Source organism: Henriciella algicola (assembly GCF_003576245.1).
Taxonomy (GTDB): Bacteria; Pseudomonadota; Alphaproteobacteria; order Caulobacterales; family Hyphomonadaceae; genus Henriciella; species Henriciella algicola.
Genome location: NZ_QWGA01000003.1, coordinates 1,440,007 through 1,465,902, shown reverse-complemented (window position 1 = coordinate 1,465,902; position 25,896 = coordinate 1,440,007). Strand labels below are relative to the sequence as shown.

Annotated in this window: 32 protein-coding genes; 24 read left to right on the top strand and 8 right to left on the bottom strand. The window is 60.6% G+C overall.

Annotated features, from left to right (window positions below; all coding sequences use genetic code 11):
- Positions 1–11 precede the first annotated feature (11 nt).
- The 3 genes from pspB to D1222_RS15735 all read right to left on the bottom strand — a co-directional run bounded on the left by pspB (position 12) and on the right by D1222_RS15735 (position 1,271).
- Positions 12–269 carry an envelope stress response membrane protein PspB gene (gene pspB / locus D1222_RS07745; RefSeq protein ID WP_119453600.1) on the bottom strand — a complete coding sequence of 86 codons (258 nt, stop codon included), beginning with the start codon at positions 267–269 and terminating at the stop codon, positions 12–14.
- Between the two features lie 110 nt (positions 270–379).
- On the bottom strand, positions 380–1,066 hold the full coding sequence (gene pspA / locus D1222_RS07740) for a phage shock protein PspA (protein ID WP_119453599.1): 687 nt from the start codon (positions 1,064–1,066) through the stop codon (positions 380–382).
- 64 nt (positions 1,067–1,130) lie between these two features.
- The gene (locus tag D1222_RS15735) at positions 1,131–1,271 is read right to left on the bottom strand and encodes a hypothetical protein (RefSeq protein ID WP_182481899.1); all 141 of its coding nucleotides are present in this window, start codon (positions 1,269–1,271) and stop codon (positions 1,131–1,133) included.
- A gap of 204 nt (positions 1,272–1,475) precedes the next feature.
- Between D1222_RS15735 and pspF the strand changes: the two genes are divergently transcribed.
- Both pspF and D1222_RS07730 read left to right on the top strand, forming a co-directional pair.
- Positions 1,476–2,549 carry a phage shock protein operon transcriptional activator gene (gene pspF, locus D1222_RS07735; protein WP_119453598.1) on the top strand — a complete coding sequence of 358 codons (1,074 nt, stop codon included), beginning with the start codon at positions 1,476–1,478 and terminating at the stop codon, positions 2,547–2,549.
- A gap of 56 nt (positions 2,550–2,605) precedes the next feature.
- On the top strand, positions 2,606–3,409 hold the full coding sequence (locus tag D1222_RS07730) for a WecB/TagA/CpsF family glycosyltransferase (RefSeq protein WP_119453597.1): 804 nt from the start codon (positions 2,606–2,608) through the stop codon (positions 3,407–3,409).
- 15 nt (positions 3,410–3,424) lie between these two features.
- Here the strand turns inward: D1222_RS07730 and D1222_RS07725 are convergent, their stop codons facing one another.
- Positions 3,425–3,616 carry a zinc-finger domain-containing protein gene (locus tag D1222_RS07725; RefSeq protein WP_119453596.1) on the bottom strand — a complete coding sequence of 64 codons (192 nt, stop codon included), beginning with the start codon at positions 3,614–3,616 and terminating at the stop codon, positions 3,425–3,427.
- Positions 3,617–3,733: 117 nt separating this feature from the next.
- Between D1222_RS07725 and D1222_RS07720 the strand changes: the two genes are divergently transcribed.
- Both D1222_RS07720 and D1222_RS07715 read left to right on the top strand, forming a co-directional pair.
- Positions 3,734–4,393 (top strand): glutathione S-transferase family protein, encoded by a 660-nt coding sequence (locus D1222_RS07720; RefSeq protein ID WP_119453595.1) that lies wholly within the window; start codon positions 3,734–3,736, stop codon positions 4,391–4,393.
- 27 nt (positions 4,394–4,420) lie between these two features.
- The gene (locus tag D1222_RS07715) at positions 4,421–5,362 is read left to right on the top strand and encodes an ABC transporter ATP-binding protein (protein WP_119453594.1); all 942 of its coding nucleotides are present in this window, start codon (positions 4,421–4,423) and stop codon (positions 5,360–5,362) included.
- A 146-nt stretch (positions 5,363–5,508) separates the two neighbouring features.
- On the opposite strand, the gene D1222_RS07710 is transcribed toward D1222_RS07715, so the two are convergent.
- Positions 5,509–6,459, bottom strand: a complete 951-nt coding sequence (locus D1222_RS07710; protein ID WP_119453593.1) for a glutathione S-transferase family protein — start codon at positions 6,457–6,459, stop codon at positions 5,509–5,511.
- 119 nt (positions 6,460–6,578) lie between these two features.
- Here D1222_RS07710 and D1222_RS07705 point away from each other — a divergent pair, with 119 nt between their 5' ends.
- The 3 genes from D1222_RS07705 (at position 6,579) to D1222_RS07695 (ending at position 9,928) form a co-directional block, all read left to right on the top strand.
- Positions 6,579–8,147 carry a long-chain-fatty-acid--CoA ligase gene (locus tag D1222_RS07705; RefSeq protein WP_119453592.1) on the top strand — a complete coding sequence of 523 codons (1,569 nt, stop codon included), beginning with the start codon at positions 6,579–6,581 and terminating at the stop codon, positions 8,145–8,147.
- 111 nt (positions 8,148–8,258) lie between these two features.
- Positions 8,259–9,185 carry an aminotransferase class IV gene (locus D1222_RS07700; RefSeq protein WP_119453591.1) on the top strand — a complete coding sequence of 309 codons (927 nt, stop codon included), beginning with the start codon at positions 8,259–8,261 and terminating at the stop codon, positions 9,183–9,185.
- Positions 9,182–9,928, top strand: a complete 747-nt coding sequence (locus D1222_RS07695) for a sulfotransferase-like domain-containing protein (RefSeq protein WP_182481898.1) — start codon at positions 9,182–9,184, stop codon at positions 9,926–9,928. Before D1222_RS07700 ends, D1222_RS07695 begins: the two co-directional genes overlap by 4 nt.
- A gap of 151 nt (positions 9,929–10,079) precedes the next feature.
- Here D1222_RS07695 and D1222_RS07690 read toward each other — a convergent pair whose 3' ends face one another.
- Positions 10,080–10,505 carry a hypothetical protein gene (locus tag D1222_RS07690; protein ID WP_119453590.1) on the bottom strand — a complete coding sequence of 142 codons (426 nt, stop codon included), beginning with the start codon at positions 10,503–10,505 and terminating at the stop codon, positions 10,080–10,082.
- A 13-nt stretch (positions 10,506–10,518) separates the two neighbouring features.
- Positions 10,519–10,992, bottom strand: a complete 474-nt coding sequence (locus D1222_RS07685) for an SAM-dependent methyltransferase (protein ID WP_119453589.1) — start codon at positions 10,990–10,992, stop codon at positions 10,519–10,521.
- An 82-nt stretch (positions 10,993–11,074) separates the two neighbouring features.
- Here D1222_RS07685 and D1222_RS07680 point away from each other — a divergent pair, with 82 nt between their 5' ends.
- Together D1222_RS07680 and D1222_RS07675 are read left to right on the top strand one after the other, a co-directional pair.
- The gene (locus tag D1222_RS07680) at positions 11,075–12,931 is read left to right on the top strand and encodes an AMP-binding protein (protein WP_119453588.1); all 1,857 of its coding nucleotides are present in this window, start codon (positions 11,075–11,077) and stop codon (positions 12,929–12,931) included.
- Between the two features lie 2 nt (positions 12,932–12,933).
- A complete protein-coding gene (locus D1222_RS07675; protein WP_119453587.1) occupies positions 12,934–13,848 on the top strand; it encodes a hypothetical protein in 915 nt (304 codons plus the stop codon).
- A gap of 3 nt (positions 13,849–13,851) precedes the next feature.
- Here D1222_RS07675 and D1222_RS07670 read toward each other — a convergent pair whose 3' ends face one another.
- A complete protein-coding gene (locus tag D1222_RS07670) occupies positions 13,852–14,496 on the bottom strand; it encodes a 2-hydroxychromene-2-carboxylate isomerase (RefSeq protein ID WP_119453586.1) in 645 nt (214 codons plus the stop codon).
- A gap of 83 nt (positions 14,497–14,579) precedes the next feature.
- Between D1222_RS07670 and D1222_RS07665 the strand changes: the two genes are divergently transcribed.
- The 15 genes from D1222_RS07665 to D1222_RS07605 all read left to right on the top strand — a co-directional run bounded on the left by D1222_RS07665 (position 14,580) and on the right by D1222_RS07605 (position 25,843).
- The gene (locus D1222_RS07665; protein WP_119453585.1) at positions 14,580–15,533 is read left to right on the top strand and encodes an alpha/beta hydrolase; all 954 of its coding nucleotides are present in this window, start codon (positions 14,580–14,582) and stop codon (positions 15,531–15,533) included.
- 103 nt (positions 15,534–15,636) lie between these two features.
- On the top strand, positions 15,637–15,789 hold the full coding sequence (locus D1222_RS15730; protein ID WP_182481897.1) for a hypothetical protein: 153 nt from the start codon (positions 15,637–15,639) through the stop codon (positions 15,787–15,789).
- A complete protein-coding gene (locus tag D1222_RS15895; RefSeq protein ID WP_267896081.1) occupies positions 15,773–15,895 on the top strand; it encodes a hypothetical protein in 123 nt (40 codons plus the stop codon). The genes D1222_RS15730 and D1222_RS15895 overlap by 17 nt, the downstream gene beginning before the upstream one ends.
- A gap of 184 nt (positions 15,896–16,079) precedes the next feature.
- Positions 16,080–17,129, top strand: coding sequence for a hypothetical protein (locus D1222_RS07660; protein ID WP_119453584.1), 1,050 nt, complete (start codon positions 16,080–16,082; stop codon positions 17,127–17,129).
- A 102-nt stretch (positions 17,130–17,231) separates the two neighbouring features.
- Positions 17,232–17,819 (top strand): NifU family protein, encoded by a 588-nt coding sequence (locus tag D1222_RS15930; RefSeq protein WP_119453583.1) that lies wholly within the window; start codon positions 17,232–17,234, stop codon positions 17,817–17,819.
- Positions 17,820–17,846: 27 nt separating this feature from the next.
- Positions 17,847–18,449: a malonic semialdehyde reductase gene (locus D1222_RS07650; protein ID WP_119453582.1), complete on the top strand. Its 603-nt coding sequence runs from the start codon at positions 17,847–17,849 to the stop codon at positions 18,447–18,449.
- A 15-nt stretch (positions 18,450–18,464) separates the two neighbouring features.
- A complete protein-coding gene (gene tsaB, locus D1222_RS07645; protein ID WP_119453581.1) occupies positions 18,465–19,112 on the top strand; it encodes a tRNA (adenosine(37)-N6)-threonylcarbamoyltransferase complex dimerization subunit type 1 TsaB in 648 nt (215 codons plus the stop codon).
- Positions 19,112–19,600 (top strand): GNAT family N-acetyltransferase, encoded by a 489-nt coding sequence (locus D1222_RS07640; protein ID WP_119453580.1) that lies wholly within the window; start codon positions 19,112–19,114, stop codon positions 19,598–19,600. The genes tsaB and D1222_RS07640 overlap by 1 nt, the downstream gene beginning before the upstream one ends.
- Positions 19,601–19,607: 7 nt before the next feature.
- Complete coding sequence (locus D1222_RS07635; protein WP_119453579.1) at positions 19,608–20,027, top strand: Fur family transcriptional regulator; 420 nt, start codon at positions 19,608–19,610, stop codon at positions 20,025–20,027.
- A 46-nt stretch (positions 20,028–20,073) separates the two neighbouring features.
- Positions 20,074–21,447, top strand: coding sequence for a tRNA (N6-isopentenyl adenosine(37)-C2)-methylthiotransferase MiaB (miaB, locus tag D1222_RS07630; protein ID WP_119453578.1), 1,374 nt, complete (start codon positions 20,074–20,076; stop codon positions 21,445–21,447).
- A 1-nt stretch (position 21,448) separates the two neighbouring features.
- The gene (locus D1222_RS07625; RefSeq protein ID WP_119453577.1) at positions 21,449–22,432 is read left to right on the top strand and encodes a PhoH family protein; all 984 of its coding nucleotides are present in this window, start codon (positions 21,449–21,451) and stop codon (positions 22,430–22,432) included.
- 47 nt (positions 22,433–22,479) lie between these two features.
- Positions 22,480–22,887 carry an rRNA maturation RNase YbeY gene (gene ybeY / locus D1222_RS07620; protein WP_119453768.1) on the top strand — a complete coding sequence of 136 codons (408 nt, stop codon included), beginning with the start codon at positions 22,480–22,482 and terminating at the stop codon, positions 22,885–22,887.
- Between the two features lie 110 nt (positions 22,888–22,997).
- Positions 22,998–23,744 (top strand): hemolysin family protein, encoded by a 747-nt coding sequence (locus D1222_RS07615; protein ID WP_233348563.1) that lies wholly within the window; start codon positions 22,998–23,000, stop codon positions 23,742–23,744.
- Positions 23,741–25,381: an apolipoprotein N-acyltransferase gene (gene lnt, locus D1222_RS07610; protein ID WP_119453575.1), complete on the top strand. Its 1,641-nt coding sequence runs from the start codon at positions 23,741–23,743 to the stop codon at positions 25,379–25,381. The genes D1222_RS07615 and lnt overlap by 4 nt, the downstream gene beginning before the upstream one ends.
- 48 nt (positions 25,382–25,429) lie before the next feature.
- Positions 25,430–25,843 (top strand): helix-turn-helix domain-containing protein, encoded by a 414-nt coding sequence (locus D1222_RS07605; RefSeq protein WP_119453574.1) that lies wholly within the window; start codon positions 25,430–25,432, stop codon positions 25,841–25,843.
- Positions 25,844–25,896 lie beyond the last annotated feature (53 nt).

The window sequence follows — 25,896 nt, the reverse complement described above, 5'->3', positions numbered from 1 at the left end:
AAAGTGGTTCCTTATTGGTCGTAGGAGGAGCGCGGCTGGCGACTGACCGGCGCGGCATCTTCCGGATTGTTGTCTACGAGCTTCTCGAGGGTCTCGATGCGGCGCTCCATTCGTTTTGCGGAGCGCCAGAGGTCTTCGAGCATGCGTTCGTCGTCTGGCTCGAGCGTCTTCTGTTTTCTCCAGAGCGTGACGTAGTGAAACACCATGCCCGGGAAGACGATAAAGAGTGAGACGATCGCAACGAGCGGGATCAGCAGATCCGTGTCCATGACTATCCTTTCTGGGCCTCGGCCCGGTCATCCATGGACTGGATGACGAGACCTGGCACGATGATGATGGAGAGGATAATGCCGAGTACGAAAAGGGATGTCAGCATGACTTAGCCCTCGCCTTGGTTGGATTGCGTGGAAGACTGACCGCGCGACTTCTTCAGGGCTTCGAGCTCCTTCTCGACGGCTTCGTCACGCTCAAGCGCAGCAAATTCGTCTTCGAGGCTCGGCTCACGGCCCTGGATGGTGTCAGCATAGGCTTCCATCTCGTCGACCTTGCGCTCAACGCTTGCATAGCGGGCAAGCGCGTCATCGACACGGCCGTCATAGGTCTGCGAGCGCATGCGGATGCGTTGCTCGGCAGCTTCGCGGCGCATCATCAGTGCACGATGCTTGGCCTTAGCTTCGTCCAGCTTTGCCTGAAGCTTGCCGAGGTCCGACTGGTGCTTCTCGAAAGCGTCTTCCGCAGCCTGCATGGCATGCTCACGGCGATCGATTTCGCCAGCGGCTTTCTGCTTTGCGGTCAGTGCGCCGCGGGCGAGGTCTTCACGGCCCTTGTCGATGGCGACGCCAGCCTTCTTTTCCCAATCGTCACGGACGTTGGTGTAATAGGCGATCTCGCGTTCCATTTCCTTCTTGTCGGCCATGGCGCGGGCGGCCGCGGTGCGGACCTCAACCAGCGTGTCTTCCATTTCCTGGATGATCAGGCGTGCGATCTTTTCTGGGTTTTCGGCACTGTCCAGCATCGCGTTGATGTTGGAGTTGATGATGTCGCCGAGGCGGGAAAAAAGTCCCATGATTTTTATCCTTTCGAATTCTCGTCGGTCTTCTGGGAGGAGACGAGGTGCTTTTTACGGGTGGCTAGAAGAACAGGCCGCCAAGGAAGACGCCTGCTGCAAAGAACATCCAGCACTCGGCTGGACGGCTTGCGAGCCAGCGGCCGAAGCGGCCACCTTCTTCGCGGCCTTGCCGGTAGCGGGTCTCGTAGGAGCGGTCGGTCATTCTTCTGGTCCTTTCGGTTTAGGCGACGCCCATCGCCTGACTTGCCATACTCATTTCAAGGACCGTGCCAGTTTTTTGCTAACCACCTAGCGCATTGTTTTTGCTGGAAATAAAATTTTCGGGCCACCAACTTGGTCGATCTAATTAGCCAATTACGCTAATTATTTTAGTTGTTTTGACTGCTTATTTAGTTAAATTTACCGCATGATTGGTAATACACCCCAAATTATTGGCGAAGCCCCGGAGTGGCTTTCAGCGCTGGAGCATGTCTCACGGCTTGCGCCGCTGGACCGGCCCGCGCTTGTCATTGGCGAGCGCGGTACCGGCAAGGAACTGATTGCCGAGCGGATGCACTTCCTGTCGAAGCGTTGGGATGGGCCGTATATCAAGGTGAACTGCGCTGCCCTTTCCGACGACCTTCTGGATTCGGAACTGTTTGGCCATGAGCGCGGCGCGTTCACCGGCGCAACGGAGCGGCGGACCGGGCGGTTCGAGCTTGCCAATGGCGGTACGATCTTTCTCGACGAGATCGCCACGGCGACCCAGCGCGTGCAGGAAAAACTGCTGCGCGTCATCGAGTATGGCGAGTTTCAGCGCCTCGGCGGCGAGAAAGTGCTGGAGACAAATGTCCGCGTCGTGGCGGCGACAAATATCGACCTGCCTTCCGCCGTCGAGGCGGGCAAATTCCGGGCAGACCTTCTGGACAGGCTGGCCTTCGATGTCGTGACGCTGCCCCCGCTTCGTGCGCGCAGGGGCGATGCCTCTCTATTGGCCGACTTCTTTGCGCGCCGCATGGCGCGTGAAATGCTGGAAGATTTTCCAGGCTTTGCCCCTTCGGCCATCGAGGCGATCGAGGCGCATGACTGGCCGGGCAATGTGCGCGAGCTCAGGAATTTCGCGCAGCGCATTACAGCACGCGCGCTGATCGTGCCCACCAATGAGCCTGTGCGGTTTGACCCTGAAGCGCTGGACCCGTTCGCGTCGCCCTTCAGGCCACCTTCGGTCTTGAAAGGAACGTCAGACTCCCCACCTGCCGCCACTCAACCCACCCGCTCCAGTCAAGTCGAGCTGCCGAAGCCGCAGCTTGGAGCCACTTTCGAAGTTCAGACAAAGGTTTTCGAAACAGCTCTCATAGATGCTGCGCTTGCTGCCCATGATGGTCATCAGGGCAAGGCCGCAGAAACGCTTGGCCTGACCTATCACCAGTTTCGCGGGCTTTTGCGCAAACACGACTATGGAAAGAAGCCGGGAAAGCCGGACACCGAGACAAGCGACTGAAACAGGAATAGATTCGCAAGCACTGATCGACGCGATCTGCCTGCCAAGGAGACACGATGCAGGGTTCTACCGCAAAGACGCCGCAGACTGGCGCCGCCCCGGCCGCCAACACGCCGGACGCCGTGGACTTTCTGGGCCTGACTTTCCAGCCGCGCTCAACCCGTCAGGCTGCGCGCACGATTGCTGCCAGCGCGCTGGGGTCTGACAGCTTCTGGTATGTCGTAACGCCGAATGTCGACCATATGGTCCGCCTCCAGCGCGAAGAAGACCTGCGCCATCTTTACGATGAAGCCGGACTGATCCTGAACGATAGCCGCATCCTTGAACTGCTCGCCGGGTTTGAGAAGATCGACCTGCCCGCGTCGCCGGGCGCTGACATCGTTCAGACGCTATTCGAGAAGGAACTGGCCCCTGAAGAACCTGTCGTGGTGATTGGCTGCACGGCGAGCGAGATTGCCGCGCTAAAGGCGCGCTTTGGCCTGTCCGACGTGCGCTGGCACGACCCGCCAATGGGACTTCGGCGCAAACCGGAGGCTGTGAAGGCCGCGGCCGAGTTCATGGCGCGCAACCCGGCGCGGTTTCACTTCCTGTGTGTCGGCTCTCCTCAGCAGGAGATGGTGGCACTGGCGGCAAAGCAGCTTGGCACGGTGCAGGGGGTCGGCCTTTGTTGCGGCGCGAGCCTCGACTTCCTGACCGGGCGCACGACGCGGGCGCCGGAATGGATGCGCAATTTCAGGCTGGAATGGCTGCACAGGCTGACGAGTGAGCCGCAGCGTATGTTCAAACGCTATGTGATCGACGGGCCGAAGATTTTCGGGATGTGGCGGCGCGACAAGAAGCGGCGCAGGCAGGCGGCCTAGGCCGACCTCGCCCTACTAGCCGAGGTCGTACTTGCCGCCCTTGAGGATGAAGCGGCGGTCGCAATAACCGCATTCGACCATGTCATCGTCGCCCATTTCGTACCAGACGATCGGGTGACCGAGCGGGCCATTTCCGCCATCGCAGGCGACGCGGTGCTCATCGGTGACGATCGTCTCCGGGGCTTCCGGCAGGTTCTGAGTGGCCATAGTTGAGCTTCCCCAATGTCAGCATTGCCCGTCAGGCGTTACGGCGCATAGGTAGTCCGTCATGACAAGCGGCGTCAATTGGATGAGACACCGCACCCAGGACCGGGAGGCCGACCGATGAAACCGACACTCTACCACTGCCGCAACGCCCGCTCGTTCAGGCCGCTCTGGGCGCTGGAGGAAATGGGCATCGACTATGACCTCGTCGTCCTGCCCTTCCCGCCTCGCGCGCACTACAAACCGTACATGGAGATCAACCCGCTCGGCACCATCCCGTTCTTTACCGATGGCAAGACGAAGATGACCGAATCGACCGGCATTTGCCATTACCTTGCAGAGACGCATGGGCCGACAGATCTTGCCGTCCGGCCCGATGAGGCGGGATATGGCGAGTATCTCAACTGGATGTATTTCTCTGACGCGACGCTGACCTTCCCGCAAACGCTGGTGCTTCGCTATGAGATGCTGGAAAAGAAGTCGCGCCGCCAGCCGCAGGTCGCCGATGACTATCGCATGTGGTTTTCGGGCCGCCTGCGCATCGTCGACCAGAAGCTGGAGCATTCGCGGTTCATGGTCGCCGACAGGTTCACCATGGCAGATATCGCGATCGGCTATGGCCTGCTGCTGGCCAGCGTCCTGCCGCCGCTGGAACCGTGCCTGACCGCGACCTGCAAGGAATATCTCGGCCGGATGAAGGAGCGCCCTGCATTCAAGCGCGCGCAGGAGCGACAAAAACAGGCGCTGGTGGTAGAGGTCGAGGGCGACAGTCCTATATAGACGCTTCGAGCAAACCACGGAGAGCAGATGTCCGCCCCTGATTATGCAATCGAGGTCGAGAACCTTGAGAAGGTCTACGCTGCCTCTGGTAAGATGCCGGAAAAGCGCGCGCTCCAGTCCATCAGCCTGAAAATTCCGCGCGGCAGCATCTTTGGCCTGCTGGGCCCGAACGGTGCGGGCAAGTCCACCTTTATCAACATTCTTGCCGGTCTCGTGACCAAGACATCCGGCACGGCCCGCATCTGGGACATGGATATCGACCAGCATCCGCGCGCGAGCCGCGCCGCGATCGGTGTCGTGAACCAGGAAATCACCATGGACCCCTTCTTCACGCCGGAAGAGGCGCTGGAGCTGCAGGCTGGCTTCTATGGCGTGCCGAAGGGCCAGCGCCGGACGCTGGAAATTCTCGACGCGGTCGGCCTTGCCGACAAGCGCGACGCCTATGTGCGCCAGCTATCTGGCGGCATGAAACGGCGCCTGATGATCGCGAAGGCACTCGTTCATCGCCCGCCTGTCCTCATCCTTGATGAGCCGACGGCCGGTGTTGACGTGGAGCTTCGCCGCTCGCTCTGGCAATATGTCCGCCGGCTGCACGATGAGGGCACGACCATCATCCTGACAACGCACTATCTGGAAGAGGCTGAAGAGCTCTGCGACGAAATCGCCATCGTCAATCATGGCGAGATCATCGCGTGTGAGCCGACGCCGAAACTGCTGGCGCGCATGGACCAGCGGATCCTGAAGATCCAGCCGCGCGAGCCGCTGAGCGCGGTACCTGAGAGCCTGAAGCACCTCGATATCCGGCTGCTCAAGTCTGGCGAGCTTGAAATCGCGTATCGCAACAGCGAGACCGGCATTGGCCGCCTGCTGGAGCAGGTACGTGAGGCAGGGATCAGCGTGGCGGACCTCTCCACCGACCAGCCGAAGCTGGAAGATGTGTTCGTCGCGATGACGACCGAGGCAGCCTAGGCTCGAATAGCCGACAATCGCTACAACGCCGCCTCCCCACTGAAGAGTGGGGGTCTATGGCGGCTGGGGATGTGCGCGCTCAACCGCCATGGGTCCCAGCTTTCGCTGGGAAGACGGCGTGCGGAATCTCGTTCTCGAGACGTTTTCTAGCCGAGGCGCCGGACCATGAAGCCGGTGCGCGGGAAGTGCAGGTTCAGTGTTTCGGCCTGCTCGTCATGGCGGTGGATGATGATGCGGTCGGCGGTGGCGATGACGATCTCGCCCTCGACCCAGTCGCGACCATAATCGTCGGCCGCGACAGCGACGCGTTCACCGGGCTCGAACTCCTGAAGTTCGCCTTCGGTCTTGGCCGCTTTGAGGCGCGGGGCAGCGTGAAGCGCGATCTCCAGCGCCTCTTCGCCCGTGATGTCTTCCGGTGTCTGACCCTCGATTTCCTTCATGCGCTGATACCAGTCTGCGGTGCGCGGGAAGGATTTGAAGCACTGCGCAGCAAAATCAGGCAGGGCACTCTCCATGAACCATGGATTCATATAGGCGTGCACGTCGACGAGGCCCGGCTTGGTGCTGACCAGCCAGTTGCCGGCACCGGCGCCCTGTCCGCCCGTGAGGCGCTGTTCGAGCCACGCCATCTGCGCGCGCCATTGATCCTTCATCATCGGCACGACTGCCTTCATGGCATCGGTATCGAACGGGCGGCCTGACAGCTGCTCGCGGTCTTTCTTGAAAGCTTCCGGCACCTGATCGCCGATCGTACCGAAGATGATGGCTACGCTGGTCTGGAACCACTTTCCGTCAGCCCATGAGCCGACGACATTGGAGAGACCCTCATGGCCCGGCAGGTCGAGCTGTGGGATCTCGAAGCGTTCTTCCAGCGCGCGGATGATCATCGCGCTGTCGAGGAAGATGTCCGCGCCAATCTGCATAACGGGCGTCTTGCGATAGCCACCCGTCAGCGGCATGAGCAGCGGCTTTGGCATCATGTTGGGGATTTCGACCGACGCCCAGGCGAGGTTCTTCATTCGCAGCGCGAGCCGGACTTTCTCCGAGAAGGGAGACGTCTGGTAATGGTGGAGAATAATCGACTGCGCGCTGGCCATTGGCGTTCCTTTTCGCTGTCTGGCAGGCACCCTATCCCATCTGAGGGCTTGCCCGCCGCGTTCAAAGCGATTTCAAGCGGTACAGAAAAAGAAACAAAGCTCAAGAGGAAGTCCAGAAGATGCTCGATCCCGTCCTGATGCCACACCTCGCCGATATTCCGCGCGTGCAGTCAGAGAAACTCGCTGACAAGCCTGCGATCTGGTTCGAGGAGAAGACGACGACATTCGCCGGTCTCGAAAAGAATGCCAACAAGGTCGCCAATGGCCTGCTCGCGGCAGGCGTGAAGCCGGGCGACCGGGTCGCCTATCTCGCCAAGAATATGGGCTGTTATTACGAACAGCTTTTCGGCTGCGCGAAGTCACGCTCGACCATGACGGGCATCAATAACCGCCTCGCGCCACCGGAGATGAAATTCATCCTGTCCGACAGCAAGTCGAAAGTCCTGTTCGTCGCAAAGGAATTCTATGAGGCCGCAGAGAAGATCGCGCCGGAATGTCCTGAACTGAAGACGATCATCGCGATTGATGGCGGCCACAAGGATTGGCCGTCCTATGACGACTGGATGGCGAGCCAGAGCGACAAGGCGCCGGGGCTCAAGACCGAAGATGATGACGATGTCATTCAGCTCTACACTTCGGGTACGACGGGCCTTCCCAAGGGCGTCATGCTGACCAATGCGAACTATCGCGCCGTCTTCACCGAAGCAGCGAAGCTCGACTGGGCTGCCTATGATGAGGGCGATGTGGTGATGAACGCCATGCCGCTATTCCATGTGGCGGGCTGCAATATCGGTGTTCTGGCCAGCGCGCAGGGAGCGATGACGCTGATCCTACGTGAGATCGACCCGTCGGCCATCCTCGACCTCGTCGAGCAGCACAAGGTCAATCACGCTTTCTGGGTGCCGGCTGTCATCCTGATGCTGTCGCAGATGCCGGGCGTCGATGACCGGGATTTCTCTTCGCTGAAGACGATTTCCTATGGCGCATCTCCGATTGCAGAAGACCTCTTAAAGCGCGCTGTCGACCTGTTCGGCGCGAAGTTCACCCAGCTTTACGGCCTGACCGAGACGGTTGGCCTCGGCACCTATCTGCCACCGGAAGCGCACGACCCGAGCTGGGGCAAGCTGCGCTCCTGCGGTGTGCCGTATCCAACCGCCATCGTTCGCGTGGTCGACCCGCAGGACAATCCGGTCCCGCAGGGCGAGGTTGGCGAGATCGTCATTGGCGCCGATTTTGTGATGAAGGGCTACTGGAACCGTGAAGAAGCCACCGAAGAAGCGCTTCGCGGCGGCCTCTTCCACACAGGCGATGCTGGCTATTTCGACAAGGATGGCTTCCTCTTTATCCACGACCGGATCAAGGACATGATCGTGTCGGGCGGTGAGAACGTCTATCCGGCAGAGGTCGAGAACGCCCTGTTCAGCCACCCGGATGTCGCCGACGTCGCCGTCATCGGTATTCCGAGCGAGAAATGGGGCGAAGCGGTCAAGGCGATCATCGTCCTGAAGGAAGGCGCGACTCCCGACAAGGACGCCATCATCGCGTTCACGAAAGAGAAGATCGCTGGCTACAAGTGCCCGAAATCGGTCGACTTCGTGAAAGTGCTGCCGCGCAACCCGTCCGGCAAGATCCTCCGCAAGGATCTGCGCGAGCCTTACTGGAAGGATACTGACCGCCGGGTTGGCTAATCTCCCCATCCCGCGCTCGTCCTTCGACCCCTGCCTTCGCAGGGGCATGCTTCGCTCTGGGGCAGTCCGGTGTATGACTAGAACCGGACGTTCGAGACAGGAGATCACTCGATGGAAGACGAACCGCACGGTGTGCATGACTTTGTCTACGATCCGCGCAATGCGAATGTGCTGATCTCGGTCAATGGAGAGCTGAAGCACCGTGATGAAGCGACCGTTTCGGTGTTCGACAGTGGCTACCTTCTAGGCGACGGGGTGTGGGAAGGCTTGCGCGTCAAGAATGGCGGTGTGGCCTTTCTCGATGAGCATCTGAAGCGGCTCTATGCGGGCGCAAAAACCATCGACATGGATATCGGGCTTTCGAAGGAAGATCTCACCCAGCGCCTGTTCGACTGCCTGAAGGCGCAGGACATGAATGATGGGGTGCATATCCGGCTGATGGTGACGCGTGGCATCAAGAAGACGCCGTATCAGGGCCCGCGCTTTACCATCACCAAGCCGACCATCGTCATCATCCCGGAATATAAGGCGCCCGTACCGGAAGTGATCGAGAAGGGGCTTTCGCTTTTCACCGTTCATATTCGGCGGACAGGGCCTGCCGAGCAGGACCAAAAGCTCAACTCGCACTCAAAACTCAATTGCATTCTCGCCTGCATACAGGCCGACAAGGCGGGCGCGGATGAGGGGCTGATGCTGGATGCTGACGGGTTCGTCGCGACCTGTAACTCTACCCATTTCTTCATCGTGCGGGATGGCGAGGTCTGGACGTCGCCGCCGGATTACTGCCTCGGCGGCATCACGCGCGGCAACATCATCCGTGTCTGCGAGGAAGCCGGAATTACTGTCCGCGAGAAGCGCTTCTCCCTGTTCGACGTCTATTCGGCTGATGAGGCCTTCGTGACGGGCACCTTTGCAGGCGTGACGCCGGTGCGTGAGGTGGACGGACGAACGATCGAACATGTCGGCGGGCCAATGGCGAAGCGGATTACAGGGCTTTACCAGGATCTCGTCGCCCGCAGCCTCACGCCGATCAAATGAGCGAGCCTGTCCGCATCGCCATGTGGTCTGGACCGCGTAATCTCTCGACCACGATGATGCGCAGCTTTGGCGCGCGGCCTGACACAGCCTGCGTCGATGAGCCGTTCTATGCGGCCTATCTTGTCTCTACTGGCACAGTGCACCCCATGCAGGCGGAGATCCTGGAGGCGCAGGCGCATGACGGCGCCGTCGTTGCACGAGAGCTGAGCGAAGCGCCTGTGCCCGGCGAGAAGCCTGTCTTCTATCAGAAGCATATGACGCACCATATGGCGCCCGCCCTGCCCCGTAGCTGGATGGATAGCGTGACCAATGCCTTCCTGATCCGCGATCCGGCACGTGTGCTCGCCTCCTATGCGCGCAAGATGGAGACGGTGAGCCTTGAAGCGATCGGGGTGCCGCAGCAAGCGGAGCTGTTCGACCGGGTGTGTCAGATCAGGGGCGAAGCGCCGCCTGTGGTCGATTCCGATGATATCCTTGAAGACCCAGCCGGGATGTTACGCGCCCTCTGCGCAGCGTTTGGTATCGAATACACCGATGCCATGCTGAGCTGGAAGGCGGGGCCAAAGCCTGAAGACGGGGTCTGGGCGCCGCACTGGTATGATGCGGTGTGGCAGTCGACAGGGTTTGGCGCACCGCGGCGTGAGGAGCCAGTGCTGCCTGACGCGCTGCGCAAGCTGGCGGATGAAGCACGGGAAAGCCATGAAGCGATCTCGCGTTATCGGCTGAAACCGAAATCCGCCTGAGACTTCTTCACTTCCGCCTCTCCACCGCAAGGTGGGGTCCATGACGGCCAAGAGGTGATTGCTCAACCGCCATGGGTCCCAGCTTTCGCTGGGATGACGGAAATAGCGGCTGCGGCCCAGACTTAGTCCGAGTGAAGGCATCCGCGAACTGCTAACCCCCCATATATTGGAGCATCCGGTGATAGAGTGCGCTTACGGCCTCCTGATAGCGGCGCTCGACTTGTGCAGCCTCGCAATGCGCGACGAATTTGTCTGGCGGCGTCCCATAGAGATCGTAGAACAATGCGCCGTCCTCGCGAAATTCTATCCGCCCTAATTCCTCTCCTCGCGGCGCAAGCACAAAATCTGATCTTTGCTTCGTAGCTTGATATCCGTGGACCAGTTCGGAAAGGATGCTGAGCATCTGTCCGCGTCCGCCAGAGAAGCAGTTATTTCCCGCCCAATAATTCACTTCCCAATGGATCGAGAGCTTGGTCGCCCTCGATGCAAATTCCGGATCATTGATCGGAACGCTGCGATAGGTCCTACCAGCCGGATCGACTGGCGGGTCGAAGCGGATATCAAAAATGTCGGTCATCGCGCGCCCAGTTTCAGTCCCAGTAGCCAGCCATCAGCGCCTTCGACCAGTCAGGTTCGCGGATGTCGCCGCGGGGCAGGAAGCCTTCCATGACGGGTTTGATGTCGAGGACCGGTGTGCCGTCGATCGCGTCGAGGCCTTCGAGGTAAAGGGTCAGCCCTTCCACCTTCAGGACGCGGCAGACAGTGACGCCGATCCGGTTGGGACGGTTCTTGCCGCGCTGCGCGAAGATGCCGGTCAGCGGCCAGTCCTTGTTGCCGCGTGGATGACGCGCGCTGCGCTCGATCTTCTCGTCGGGGACGCGGTCGAAGAGGAAAATGATCTCTGCGTGAGAGAACGTGTCGAGGCCGAACAGCGCTTCGGGCGTGAACCGCTCAGCGTCGACTTCGATGTGCGCGGGAATGGCATCCCAGCCATCATCTATCGGTTCAGAACGCTTGGACCTGACAGTTCCGATAGGGTAGATACCTATATTACGTTGGGTCATCGGCGGGTTTCTCTTGGCAGGAATTTGCCTGTGTATAGACTGGTCGCGCTATACAAAAAACTGAATTTCAAGGGAGATACCCATGGCTGACGGACAGGCTTTGCCGCCATTTCGCCCCCTGCCGCAGAAAGAGCCGGACATCGAAATGGTCCGCAAGGATGACGGCACAATCTATCTGACACCGCGCCAGACACCGGGCGACCGGCCGAAGACAATTCCGCACTGCCTTGATGAGCGCGCCGCAGAACATCCCGATCGCCCATGGCTGAAACAGCGCGATCCTGAAACCGATCAGTGGCGGACCGTCACCTATGGCGAAGGCAAAAGACAAGTCGATGCGCTGGCGCAGGCTTTCCTCGACATGGGCGCTGGCCCGAAATCGCCTGTGATGATCCTGTCCGGCAACTCCATCGAGAGCGCGCTGGTGATCCTCGCAGCGATGAAGATCGGCGCCCCTGCCGCGCCGATTTCCGTGCCCTACTCCACCATGTCGACCGACTTCGGCAAGCTGAAGCATTGCTTTGAGGCGGTACAGCCCAAGGCGATCTTTGTTCAGGATGTCGCGCCGTTCAAGAATGCGCTCGGCGCGCTTGGCGAGCATGGCTGTACGGTCTTTGCCAAGAATGGCGCGACGAATGAGATCCAGTCCTTCGACACGCTGGCAGACACGCAGCCGACCCCGGCCGTCGATGAGGCCATGTCGAAGCTGAACGACGACAGCGTCGGCAAGTACCTCTTCACCTCCGGCTCGACCGGCATGCCAAAACCTGTCCCACAGACGCAGGGCGCGATGTGCGCAATGATCGCGGGCGTCGATGGCCTGCGTGATGACGAAAAGGATCCGGACTATGATCCGGACGAGGTCCACAATGTGCTCGACTGGCTGCCGTGGAACCACATTTCCGGCTCGAACGTGAACTTCAACGGCGCGCTGTTCAACGGTTCGACCTTTTGGATCGATGGCGGCAAGCCGACCCCGGACCTGTTCGGTGAAACGATCCGCAACATCCGCGAAGTCAGCCCGTCATCCTTCGGCACCGCGCCAATCGCGCTCTCCATGCTGGCTGACGCGATGGAGCAAGATGACGACCTGCTCGAGGCCTTCTTCAAGAATATGCGGTCCATCGGCTATGGTGGCGCGACGCTGTCGGACGACCTTTATGACCGGCTGCAGAAGCTCGCCATCAAGGCGACCGGCAAGCGCATTCCGATCATCACCATGTATGGCGCAACCGAGACGCAGGGGATTACCGTGGTGCACTGGGTGGTGGAGCGCGTTGGCCTGATTGGCCTTCCACTGCCGGGTTCTACCCTCAAGCTGGTGCCGAACGGCGCGAAGCTGGAAGTTCGCGTGAAGGGCCCAAGCGTCATGCCGGGCTATCTCGACATGCCGGACAAGAATGCCGAAGTGTTCGACGAGGAAGGCTTCTACAAGCTGGGCGACGCCGCCATCATGGTGGATGAGAATGACCCCAATAAAGGGATCATTTTTGACGGCCGCGTTGGTGAGGACTTCAAGCTGTCGACCGGTACATGGGTGTCTGTCGGCACGCTGCGTCCTGACGTTGTCGCGGCCTGTTCTCCGCTTGTCTTTGACGCTGTCATTGCCGGTCAGGACAAGGACTTTGCAGCCGCAATGTTCTGGCCCGCGCAGGCGACCTTCATGTCCTATGTGAAGAAGGCCGAAGGCGATGCGCCGAAAGCGCTCGCGCAGCTGACCGCCGACCTCACCGAGAAGGTGAAGGCGTTCAATGCGGGCGAAAAAGGCTCTTCGCGCAAGATCCGCCGCTTTACCGTCATGACCGAGCCGCCATCCATCGATGCGGGCGAAATCACTGACAAGGGCTATGTGAACCAGCGTTGCGTCATCGACCGGCGCGACGATCTGGTGCGCGGCCTCTTCAGTGAACCGCCAGCACCCGGCGTCATCACAGCCTGAGTGTGAGCGGCGAACCAGACAGACCGGATGGGGGAAAGGGCAAGGCGGCGTCTGGCGGCACCTGGATTGTGGCCGCCGCCTTCGTGCTTGCCCTCGCCGTCACCGGTCTCCTGTTCGCCTGGCCCTCTTTCACGGGCGGACAGATCAGTGATGAAGTCGCCAGCGACATGGAAGCTGAGGCCGAAGCTGCGCTTGCCACGCTTGGCGAAGACGCGCTGACGCGCACCTATTTCAGAAAGCTCGACAGCGCCTTTCCTGCAGAGGCCCGGCAGTTGCGCGAGACACTGCTGGTCGCACTTGAGCGGGGCGTGCCTGAGGGGGAGATTGGCGTGCTTCTCCTGCAGGCCGGTAGCGAACCGATCATGCAGAGCCTGCAGCGCCTTTCCAAAGCCGACATACGCTATGCAAATGAGGTTATGGAGCTGACCCGCTCGCGGCTGGAAAGCCTGTCGGGGTCCGGCTCGCCTTATTGTATGGGCACCGACCTCGTCGCCTATGCAGAGCTTGCCGAGCAGGATGCCTACCTTCTGCTGCAGTCCTATCTCGCCCCCGGTGAGCCGCTTTACGATTATTCGCTAGAGACGCTGACCATCCTGCTCGATGCGGTGATCGATGCGAGGATACGGCCCCAGAACAGGGGCTATCCGTCCCGCGCCGATATGAGCGCCCTCCAGACGCTCGGCACCGGTGCCTTGTTCGATAGCGACCTTACCCTGCTGCTGACCACCGAGGGCAAAAGCCGGCGAGAGATGGATGCGGCGCTCGAGACGGTGAACTTCTGCGACCTTGGCGTGCGCATGATCCAGCGCGTCGAGAACCTGCCCGAGATGACAAAGGCGCGTTTGTGGACGACCGGGCTCGACTATCTGGACCGCTATGGCATCCGGCGGATCATCTGGATGATGTCGGCCTATTAGGCGTCAGGCGCGTTTGACGCCGGCTTTCTCGAGGCGCCACTCCAGAAGATCTATACGGTCCTGCCCAAAGAAGGCCTCGTCTTCGAACACCATGAGCGGGACGCCCCAATGATAAGGCTGCTGGGCGTCTTCATTGGCCTTGATGACCCCCTCCAGCCTGTCTTTCTCATCAGACTGACGCGCATCGAGGTGTGCGAGATCAAACCCGGCTCGCGTAACAGCTTTTTCCAGATGATCAGAGGTCATCCAGGGCGTGCCTGACCAGATGAGTGTCGAAACCTCATCGAGGAGCGCCCAACCTTGCGCGTCGCCTGCCTCGCAGGCCAGCACACCCATTCTGGTCAGGCGGCCGATATAGGGCTGCTCTTCCGAAATCTGACGCGTCGCCATGTTCATGACGACTGGGTCAGGGTCTGGCCGCGCCATGGGCAGGTCAAGATATACAGCCAGCCGGAAGATGTCCCGCATGAGATATGGCGTCCATTGCGGACGAATGGTCTGGAAGAAATCAGGGGTGCGAATAGCGATAGGGTAAACCGGTCGCGGGCGAACGCGCACGTCCCAGTCTTTACTCAGCGAAATAAGCCGTCTGGTCGCGAGATAGGAGTATGGCGAGCGGAAAGACCAGAAAACATCGATTACGGACATGCCATCAATCTGGCGGAAAAAATTATTCAGAGCCAGCGATAATCCGGCTTCAAATTCGAGGATGACGACGTCATTCTAGTAGCATGGCCCTCGACGAAACCCTGCGCACCTTTCTGGATCGCTTCAAGCTGCCGGACTTTTCCAAGCTGGATATCATCCAGTCGGCCGATCGGCTGCGCAGTAGTTTCTATCGCGCCAGCCGGTCCGTCGAACGTGACGCACCGGAGCTGGCCGACATTTCGACGCTTGCGGTTGATGGGGCTGATGGGCCGCTAAAAGCACGTCTCTACACACCCCTTGGCGCAGGCATCGGGCCGGGGCCGGGGATCCTGTTCTTTCACGGCGGCGGCTTCGTCCTTGGTGATCTCGACAGCCATGACATGATCTGCCGCAGACTCGCGGCTGGGTCGCGGTGCCGCGTCCTCTCGGTGCACTACAGACTCGCCCCCGAACACCCGTTTCCCGCTGCGCATGAAGACGCGATGGCAATCTGGACCTGGGCAACCCAGCGCACCGAGTTTCTGAAAATGGACCCTGAGCGACTATGCGTGGCAGGCGATAGCGCCGGCGGCAATCTGGCCGCTTATCTCTGTCAGGAGCTGAACCGGAAGGGAGAGCCTGCGCCGTCCTTCCAGCTGCTGCTCTACCCTCTGGTGCAGTTCGTCGACATCAGAACGAAGAAGCTGACCTTTCAGGAAGGATTCTTCCTGTCTGAAAGGCTCTTCGACTATTTCCGCGACGCCTACATTCAGGCCGAGAGCGACCGGATGGACAGGAAGGTCTCGCCCCTCTTCGCCCCTGATAGCGATTTCAATGGTCTACCCCCCGCCCATGTCGTCCTGTGCGGCTGGGATCCGCTGAAGGATGAGGGGCGCGCCTATGCCAGCAAGCTTGCTGCTCATGGGGTGCCGGTAACGATCCGCGAGCATCCAGGCATGGTGCACGGCTTTATGAACCTGACCGCTGTTTCCCTTCCAGCGCGCGACGCCATCCAAGAAGCAGGTGAGACCGTCGGCCGGGCACTCGGCGCCATTTAGAGTAAATCGCTCGCCTTCTTCGTCGATTCAGACTATCTGCCTCCCCCAAATGAAAGCATTGCGGTCCCTCCCATCCCGGCCACTGGCCGCGTTGATCCTGACAATGACTGTCGGCGTCTCCGCGCTTTCAGCCTGTGACAGGCAACAGGAACGTCTCGACCGCGTTCAGGACATTGCTGAAGGCGTCAGCGACCAGGTCAAGGAGCTTGAGGCTGGCGACCAAGAGGAGAGTACGGAAGATGGCAACGACAACTGAGCGGGCCGTAAAACGTCATCACGGCGGACAGATCGGGCTGTTCGTGCTTCTTTCTGTAATCGCTGCAGCAAGCGCGCTGGCGGTCATCCAGACTCTGGGGCTTTAGGCACCAAGCCTTCAGTTGCCAGATCTCCGCGCCTACATGGGCGGCTTTTCGTTCCGGGTGCGCAATAAACGCATGATAGACCGTGGGCGGATCAAGATTTATGTGTTAACAAAGTCTTAATCCAACAAGTTGCGGGACCGGTTGAGGCTGCTCCCGCGCGCGCCATGACCGGATCAGCGACCGCATGAACAATGTCGAAAAGCTTCCAGTAAAGACCCGTGGAGACGGGCTTGCTGTGACGCTTATCGGAACGGACCTGCCGGACTCCTATCTCGACGAAGCTGAACCCTCACCGCTTATGCAAAGCGCCGAATGGTGGTGGGCGCGCGGCGTGAAGGCGCTGAAAATCCTCGGTATTCTGGCAATCGTCGCTTTCTATCCCGCGCTCGTCGCCGGGTCGCACGACATCAAGGACGAGCCGGTCGTCCTGTCGGCTGAACGCCCCTGGACGTCTCCGGAAACTGGAATCATCATCACCATGATTGGCCGTGAGATCCAGGGCCCGGGCTGGGCGAACGACCGGCCCGGCTGGCATCCGCAGGCCCGCCTGACCGGCCTTCCTGCCTGGCAGGAAACCCTGTCGTCTTCGATGAGTGAGTACACGCGGTTGATGTCTATGCAGGCAAAGACACCGCGCGGAACAGCAGACCCCGACCTGTCTGCAGCCGCTCGTCTGCTCGCTATCGATCCGCAACTTGAGCAGACCCCGCGCCTCGCCGCCGCCGCCGAGGCACTGGCGCGCTATGAAGGCCGGCTGGAGCGCGACCTTGCGTCCGAAGCAGCGGGTTTCGAGAACCTTCTCGACAAGCTCGGCCTGATGGCCAGCTGGTCGGATGTATCGGCGGCAGAGCTTGGTGAGCAGTCCAACCTGCGCGATGGCTGGCCTGCATCCAAAGCGGACATCGAAGCATTTTACGCCGCACGCGCCCGCGCACAGCTTGCGAGCCAGCTGATAGCGGCCAGCCTCAATGCAGAACCGGATACGCTGGTCAGCGAAGCGGTCCAATCGCGGATCGATCGGCTCGTCGCGGCATGGCGCAAGGCGGCGACCCTTGATCCGGTTTTCGTCTCGAGCCAGTCAGGCGATGCGCGGATCATGGCCGATCACCTCGCCATGATGGCATTCTACATCGGCGAAGCTGGCCGGGCGACGCGTGATCTTGGCGGCGCCATCATCATCGACGCAGAGGACCAGGCCAAAGCTGCGCTCACCGGCGCGGCAGGCACTCAATAGTTTGCAGGACAGGGTGCCCGGGACGGCCAGACACGGCTTGAAACGGGCGGCGCGGACGTCCATCTGAACGGCGTTAGCAGACAAGAGAGTGCCGGACCTTCGATGTTCATACAGACCGAGCCCACACCAAACCCCGACACGATCAAGTTCATCCCGGGCGAAACCGTTGCCGGCGCTGTCGGCCCGTTTGATTTCGCGAGCGTTGAAGAGGCTGGCTCCAGCCCGCTTGCTCAGACTGTTTTCAATGTAGACGGCGTAACCCGCGTTTTCCTCGGGCCAGACTTCCTGTCTGTCTCCAAGGCCGAAGGGTCCGACTGGAAGCATCTGCGCCCGATGGTACTGGCCGCTATCATGGACCACTACGTCGCCGGGCTTCCCGTGCTGAGCGATGGCGGCGCGGCGCCGCAAGTTGATGCCAATGCGACCACGGCGGATGATTATGAAGGCGAAACTGCGGAAATCGTCGGCGAGATCCTGGAGCTGATCGAAACGCGCGTTCGTCCTGCCGTGGCGCAGGATGGCGGCGATATCACCTTCCAGCGCTTTGATGCCGACACAGGGATCGTCCACCTTGCCATGCGCGGCGCCTGTGCAGGCTGCCCATCCTCCACCATGACGCTGAAGCAGGGTATCGAGAATATGCTTAAGGCCTATGTGCCCGAAGTGAACGCGGTCGAAGCTGCACTCTAGAAAATCACGAGCAAGGAAATCCGAACCATGTCCGATCCGGTCAACGACTATGCCCTCGACCTCATCTGGCGGAAGGGCCGTTCCTATAATGGGTGGCATGACAAGGACGTACCCGAGACCCTGATCCGCGCGGTTTACGACCTTGCGAAAATGGGCGCGACGAGCGCCAATTGTTGCCCGGCCCGGTTTGTTTTCATTCGCACCGAAGAGGCCAAGGCGCGCCTCAAACCGCACCTGATGGAAGGCAACGTCGACAAGACGTTGAGCGCGCCATGGGTCTGCATCATCGCCAATGACTTCATGTTTCATGAGAAAATCCCTCAACTCTTCCCGCACAATCCGGGCGCGAAAGACTGGTTTTCCGATCCGCATGCCCGCGAAGAGCACGCCATGCGCAATGGTTCGCTTCAGGGCGCCTATCTGATGCTGGCCGCGCGCGCGCTCGGTCTCGACTGCGCACCGATGTCCGGCTTCAACCAGGATGGTGTTGATCTCGAATTCTTCGCCGACAAGGATGAGACCCATCACTGGCGCTCGAACTTTCTCTGCGCCATTGGTCACGGCGATGACAGCACGATTTTCGACCGCAGCCCGCGCCTCAGCTTCGACGAGGCCTGCAAGGTTCTCTAGGCGAGCGTCCCTGTCATGCTGACGCTTGGTATCAATACGTCCGGCCCGGCCTGCGATGTCGCGGTTCTGGAAGGTGGCGATTGCCTCTCCGAATGCCATGAAGAGATGGTGCGCGGACAGGATGCGCGCCTGCCTGCAATCGTTGAGGCCTGCCTGAATGATGCAGGTTTCGGCCTTCAGGATGTTGCACGGATCGGCGTCGTTACCGGCCCCGGTAGCTTTACTGGCATTCGCGTTGGCGTCGCGTTTGCGCGCGGCCTGGCATTGGCGCTCAAGGTGCCGTGTGTCGGCGTGACCGCGCTCGAAGCCGCACTCCCTGCAGGCCAGCAAGGCTCCGCCATTGTTGCCCTTCCCGCCAAGAGACGCCCACCTGACCTGTCCTATTGGGTGCAACGGTTCCGCACAGGCGCGGCCACCGGTGAACCGGAAGAGCTCGGCCTCGACGCCATAAAGGCTGAACTCAGTGCTCATCCGCACTTTGTCTTTGGCGAAGTGGGCGGCACGCTGGATACTGCGCTCGATGGGATCGAGATTCATGAAGCCCGCCCAAGTGCGCGGCGGACGGCGGAGTTTGCTGCAGGCGCCGACAATCCTGCCGGCGTGGCGCGCCCTGTCTATGTACGTGCGCCAGACGCAGCCCTGCCTGGCGGCCGCAAACCGTAATGGCCGGACGGCGCAGCATCGTCATTCTCAACGAGGAAGATTCAGCGCGTGCGGCCATGCTGCACGCGGCCTGTTTTGACGTGAGCGGCCAGTGGAGCGCCCGCTCCATGCGCGGGACGCTCAGCGCACAGACCACGCTCGCGCTCGGCCTGGAAGATGGCGCAAATCTTATTGGCCTGCTTCTGATACAGCGCGTCCCACCGGACGCTGAAATCCTGACGATCTGCGTTCATCCCGCCGCAAGGCGCAGCGGCGCAGCGCAGCAACTCTTCGATCATGCAGCCACATTGCTTGGCCCCTACGGCATAGACCGGCTGATGCTGGATGTTGCTGGCGACAATCTTCCCGCTATCTCTTTCTATGAGCGCAATGGATTCGGGCGTGATGGTGTTCGCAAGAACTATTACCGCCGGGAAGACGGCGCCGCTGCGGACGCAGTGCTAATGTCACGTCCACTCGCTGGACACACGAACAAATCGGGGGCATGAACAGGCCATGGATCGTCTCGAAAAGCTTTGCACCGAAAAAGGTCTCCGTATGACCGAGCAGCGCCGCACGATTGCGCGCGTGCTGTCCACGTCCGATGACCATCCCGATGCAGAAGAGCTGCACCGCCGCGCCAATGCGCTCGACAACTCCATCTCGCTGGCAACTGTCTACCGGACGGTGAAGCTGTTTGAGGAAAGCGGCATCATCGAGCGACACGAATTCCGCGACGGGCGGGCCCGCTTCGAGGAAGTGCCTGAAGAGCATCACGATCACCTGATCGACGTGAAAACCGGCGACGTCGTCGAGTTTCATTCTGAAGAGATCGAACGCCTTCAGGTCGAGATCGCTGAACGCTTGGGCTACAGGCTGGTCGATCACCGGCTGGAGCTTTACGGCGTGCCGCTGAAATCGGACAAGTCCAACTAACTCCCGAGGCTGGCCCCAAGGCCTGTTTTGTTGCATAAGCCCGCGGATGACCACCCCAACTTCGCGCCCAGAGCCCAAGCGTCTTTTCATCAAGACGTATGGCTGCCAGATGAATGTCTATGACAGCGAGCGCATGCGCGATGTGCTGCGCCCGCTCGGCTATCAGCCTGTCGACGGTCCGGAGACCGCTGACCTCGTTGTTCTGAACACCTGCCACATCCGTGAGAAGGCGACCGAGAAGGTCTATTCCGAGCTCGGCCAGATCAAGAAGATGAAAGAGGCCGCCGGCGGCAAGATGACCATCGCCGTTGCAGGTTGCGTGGCGCAGGCCGAAGGCGCCGAGATCATGCGCCGCCAGCCTGCCGTGGATCTCGTGCTTGGCCCGCAAGCCTATCACAAGCTGCCTGAAATGGTCGCACGCGCCAGCCGCGCGGCAGGTGACCGGCTCGAGACTGAATTCGAGACGCTTGAGAAGTTCGACGCCCTGCCAAAGCAGCGTGAGGCGGATGGCCCTGCCGCTTTCCTGTCGGTGCAGGAAGGCTGCGACAAGTTCTGCACCTTCTGTGTCGTGCCTTACACCCGCGGCGCAGAGCTTTCGCGCCCTGTGGATGACATTGTCATGGAAGCGCGCAGCCTTGCCGCGCAGGGCGTACGTGACATCTCGCTACTCGGCCAGAATGTGAATGCCTGGCATGGCGCAGCGCCAAAGCTGGAAGGCGGCGGTGAATGGGGCCTTGGCCAGCTTGCGCGTCACCTGTCCAAAATCGGTGGAATCGACCGGATCCGCTACACAACCAGCCACCCGCGGGACATGGACGATGACCTCATCGCAGCGCATGGCGAAGTGCCGGAGCTGATGCCTTTCCTGCACCTGCCCGTGCAGTCCGGCTCTGACCGCATTCTGAAAGCGATGAACCGTGGCCACACAGCCGAGCACTATCTCGACATCATGCGCCGGATGCGCGATGCGCGCCCTGACATGGCGCTCGCGTCTGATTTCATCGTCGGCTTCCCGGGCGAGTCCGATCAGGACTTTGAGGACACGATGAACCTCGTCCGCGAAGTCGGCTATGCCATTGCCTATTCGTTCAAATATTCTCCGCGCCCGGGCACACCGGCGGCTGACATGTTCGGCCATGTGCCTGAAGAGGTGAAGGATGAGCGCCTGCAGCGGCTGCAGGCCCTGCTGAAGCAGCAACAGACCGAATTTAACGCCTCCAAGGTTGGTGAAACGCTGCCCGTTCTCGTGACTGGCAAGGGCAAGATGCCGGGTCAGGCGCATGGCCGCTCCCCCTGGATGCAGGCCGTTCACTTCGATGCGCCTGAAAGCCTTGTTGGACAGATTGTGGACGTGAAGATTGTCGGCTCGACGATGAGCTCCCTCACCGGCGAATACGCCCGTGCGGTGGAGGCCGCCTGATTTGAAAGGCACCGTCACCCGCCTCTACACCCCGGACAATCCAGCGCTTCTTCCTGCGATCTGCGGGCCGCAGCATCGCAATCTGATGAAGCTGGAAATGGCCCTTATCGATGGCAAGCTGAAAGCCGACAGCCAGGGCGGCAGCATCCGGCTGACCGGCACGCAGGCCGCTGTCGCCGACGCCGAAGCGGCACTGGCGGCGTTTGAGCGCATGCTGAAGAGCGACCCGGCCGCTGGTGAGGACGCCTTCGAAGGCGCCATCGATCAGGCCCGCGCGCCGGCTGAAAGCTATGGCTCACTGACCGGGCTTCGCGTGCCTGTGATGCCGCAAACGCGCACGCAGGCCCAGTATATCGACTACCTCACCCGCGAGGGCCGCGACCTCGTCTTTGGTGTCGGGCCAGCTGGTACCGGCAAGACCTATCTCGCGGTCGCCGCGGGCGCTGCAGAGCTTCGCAAGAAGACCAAGGAACGCCTGATCATCACACGCCCTGCCGTCGAGGCTGGCGAGAATCTCGGCTTCCTGCCTGGCGATCTTGAAGAGAAGGTTGAGCCTTATCTTCGCCCGATCTGGGATGCGCTGAATGAAGTGCTCGGCGCCGATCATGTCGAACGCATGCGTGAGAAGAAGATCATCGAGGTCGCCCCGCTCGCCTTCATGCGGGGCCGCACGCTCAAGAACGCCTTTGTCATCATGGACGAAGCGCAGAACGCCACGATTGGGCAGACCAAGATGGTCCTGACGCGTCTTGGCCGCGACTCGCGCATGGTCGTCACGGGCGATCCGGGACAAGTGGATCTGCCGCCGAAAACGCCGTCGGGCCTTGCCCATGCGCTTCGCATTCTTGAAGGCGTCGAAGGCACAGGCATTGTTCACTTCACCGCGTCTGATGTGCGCCGTCATGCGCTCGTCTCACGCATCATTCGCGCCTATGACAGAGATGCGGGCACTGGCGACGACAAGACGCCGGGGGCCGGATCGTGAGCATCGTGCTGGACCTGCGCATAGAGGACGCAGGCTGGGCTAATGAAATGGAAGACGCCGAAGCGGTCTGCCAGCGCGCGCTAGACGCCGCTTTTGCGCTTGTCGCCATTGAGGGAGAAGTCGCGCTTCTCCTGACCGATGATGATGAGATGCACACGCTGAACCGTGACTGGCGCGGCAAGGACAAACCGACCGATGTGCTGTCCTTTCCGGCTGATGAAATGGACGCGCCATTCCTGGGCGACATCGCCGTCGGACTTGGCGTATCGCGTGGCGATGCAGCCACACGCGGTATCAAACTGACCGATCACCTGAGCCACCTCGTCATTCACGGCTATCTTCACCTGCTCGGCTATGATCATATGAACGAGGAAGAGGCCCGCGAAATGGAGGCGCTCGAGATCAAGGCCCTTGCCGGTCTTGGAATTGGCGATCCCTATGGCAGGGACCTCTGAGCTGGAACGAGATGACTGACACAACTGACCGAGAGAGACGGCGCCGCCCGCGCCTATTCAGATTTAGCAGGCGGCGCGAAAACGAAGAGCAGCAAGCAGAAGCTGTAACGGTGCAGAACGCACAGCATACGCCTGCCCAGCTTCGACTGCGCCTTGCAGAATTTGAGCAGGGCCGAGTTGCCGATGTCATGGTTCCGCGGGCAGAGATTGTCGGCGTCGAACTCTCCACTGACCTGCCAGCGCTGATCCAACTGTACGCCGAAGAGTCCCATTCGCGCCTACCTGTCTATCGCGAGACGCTGGATGACCCGATCGGCCTCGTCCACATCAAGGATGTGGTCGGAGAGATTGCGCGCGGCGGCGAAGGCATGGACCGCCCGCTGGAACGTCTGCGCCGCGATATCCTATACGTCCCGCCTTCAATGAAGCTCGCTGACCTGCTCGTGAAGATGCAGACGAGCCGTATCCATATGGCGCTTGTTGTCGACGAATATGGCGGCACGGACGGCCTCGTCTCGCTTGAGGACCTTATGGAAGAAATCGTCGGCGACATCGAAGATGAGCACGATGAGGAGCCAGCCATGGTCGTGCGCCGTGGTCGCCATGCCTGGGAAGTGGATGCGCGTATGGAGATTTCGGACTTTCTCGAAAAGACCGGAATGGATCTCGATCTTGGCGATCAGGATGTTGAAGTCGACACACTTGGCGGCGTGGCTTTCGCGCTTGCCGGGAAAGTGCCGCTGCGCGGGGAGGTGCTGCGACACCCAGCGGGTGCAGACATAGAGATCATGGACGGCGACGCCCGGCGAATTGAACGCCTCGTCATCCGGCGCGCCACCGCCGAGGTTGGCGCTTGAGCGCTCGCGAGCAGAGCTACGGGCTGACAGCCCTCGCCCCCCTTCATCAGGGTATATCGGGCATTTCAGGCCTGCTCGCTTTCCTGCTGTGCATCATTCTGGGCGCCATCGCAGCGCTTGGCTTTGCGCCATTCCACATCGCGCTTGCGCTTGTCGTTTGTGTAACGCTGCTCGTCTGGATGATGGACGGGGCGCGCAAGAAGGCCCGTTGGGGCCGCGCCCTCTTCATGCGCGGCTGGGCGTTTGGCTATGGCTTCTTTCTGGTTAGCATGTACTGGACGGTCTCGCCATTCCTGGTCGATCCAGCCCAACATGCCGCATATATCTGGATGCCCCTGGTCCTGTTGCCGGGGGGTATGGCCCTGATCTGGGGTGGCGCGTTTTGCCTCGCTGGTGCCTTCTGGTCTGCTTCGCCCTCGCGCGTTTTCATCTTCACCGTCTTTATGGGGCTGGCAGAGCTGCTGCGCGGCTATCTTTTCGGTGGCTTTCCGTGGAATATCTTCGGCACGACCTGGACGCCGGGTAGCTCGCTTTCACAGGCGGCATCGCTTGGCGGGGTCTACTGGCTGACGCTGCTGACGCTGTTTGTGAGCGCCGCACCCGCAGCCCTCGTCGATACGCGCGAAGTTCGCGGCCTGTTCGAGCGCGCCTTGCCGATTACAGCGGCAGTGATCCTTGCCAGCGTCGGCTGGGCCTGGGGCGCGCAGCGTCTTGCAGAACCATCCCAGATGACAGAGCAGCACGTCGTCCTGATGGATCCGGGTGTGCCGCAGGCAGACAAGTATAATGGCGCCTCTGACCGGCTATTTCGCCGATATCTCAACTTCCTTCAGGAGGTTGAAAGCGCCGATGATGACATCGTCATCTGGCCCGAGGGCGCCCTGCCCTTCTACCTGCTTACCAACACCTATGCGATCGACACGATCTCCACCTATCTCGGCAATCGCACGCTGATCGTCGGCTCCACGCGCCGCAGCCTCGATGATGAGGAGACCGTGTTTTTCAATAGCCTCGCAGTACTTGCCGCGCAGAACGGACAGTCGGAACTGATTGGTCTCTATGACAAACACCGGCTGGTACCATTCGGAGAACTGGCCGCGACCGACATCATCCCGTTCGGCGACATGATGGCCGGTTTCCTTCCCGGCGCCATGCAGGAACTCGCATCGGCAGGCTTTACCCCCGGCGCAGAACCAACCGTCGTCTTCCCGCGCGATGTGCCGCCCTTCGTTGCGCTGATCTGCTATGAGGCGCTCTTTCCCGAGATTACCCGGATCGCGAAGCCGCAGCGCGAAGCGGCCGAGTGGATCGTGACCATCTCCAATGATGCCTGGTTCGGCCGCGGCCTCGGCCCGGCGCAGCATTATGCCCAGAACCGCTATCGTTCCATTGAGAGCGGTCTGCCAATGGCACGTGTCGCAAGCCGCGGCGCCACGGCTGTCATTGACGGGTATGGCCGCGAAACTGCGCGCGGCCAGCGCCGACCGGGTGATCCTGACGGCTGGGTGTCATCGGTTGTGCGCGCGCCGCTGCCCGAACCGCTGGCGACCACGGCGTATCAGCGCTTCGGCGCTGCGCTCTTCTGGCTGACACTCGCTGGCTTCACGGTTCTGGCCTTCTTCACCTGGCGACGCTAGAAGCCCAGCCAGAACCAATCCCGACGCGACACCTTTAAAAGCGATATTATGCCCGAGAGTAAATTACCCAACAGGATTGATGAGCTGGTAGGCCAGCGCATCCGTTGGCGCCGAAAAGAGCTGAAATGGACACAGGAACAGCTGAGCGAGAAGCTCGGCCTCACCTTTCAACAGGTCCAGAAATACGAAAAGGGCGTCAACCGCATATCGGCGGGCCGACTCTACGAGCTTTCCATCGTGCTGGATGTGGAGATCTGCTACTTTTTTGAAGGCGCCAAGGAGTATCTCTCGCTTCCCGAACAGTTTCAGGAAGATTCCGCCGAAGCAGCGCCGCTACCCCAATTCGACCATGAGGCGATGGACCTGGTTTCCCACTTTCAGAAGATCCGAAATGAGGAGCTACGCAAGACACTTCTCGCTACGGTGAAGGCAGCCGCCGTCATTGATGAAGACGATTCGTGAAAACCCTAGCTTCATCAGGGCGAACCCTATAACAGAGCTAAGTCGACCAATCT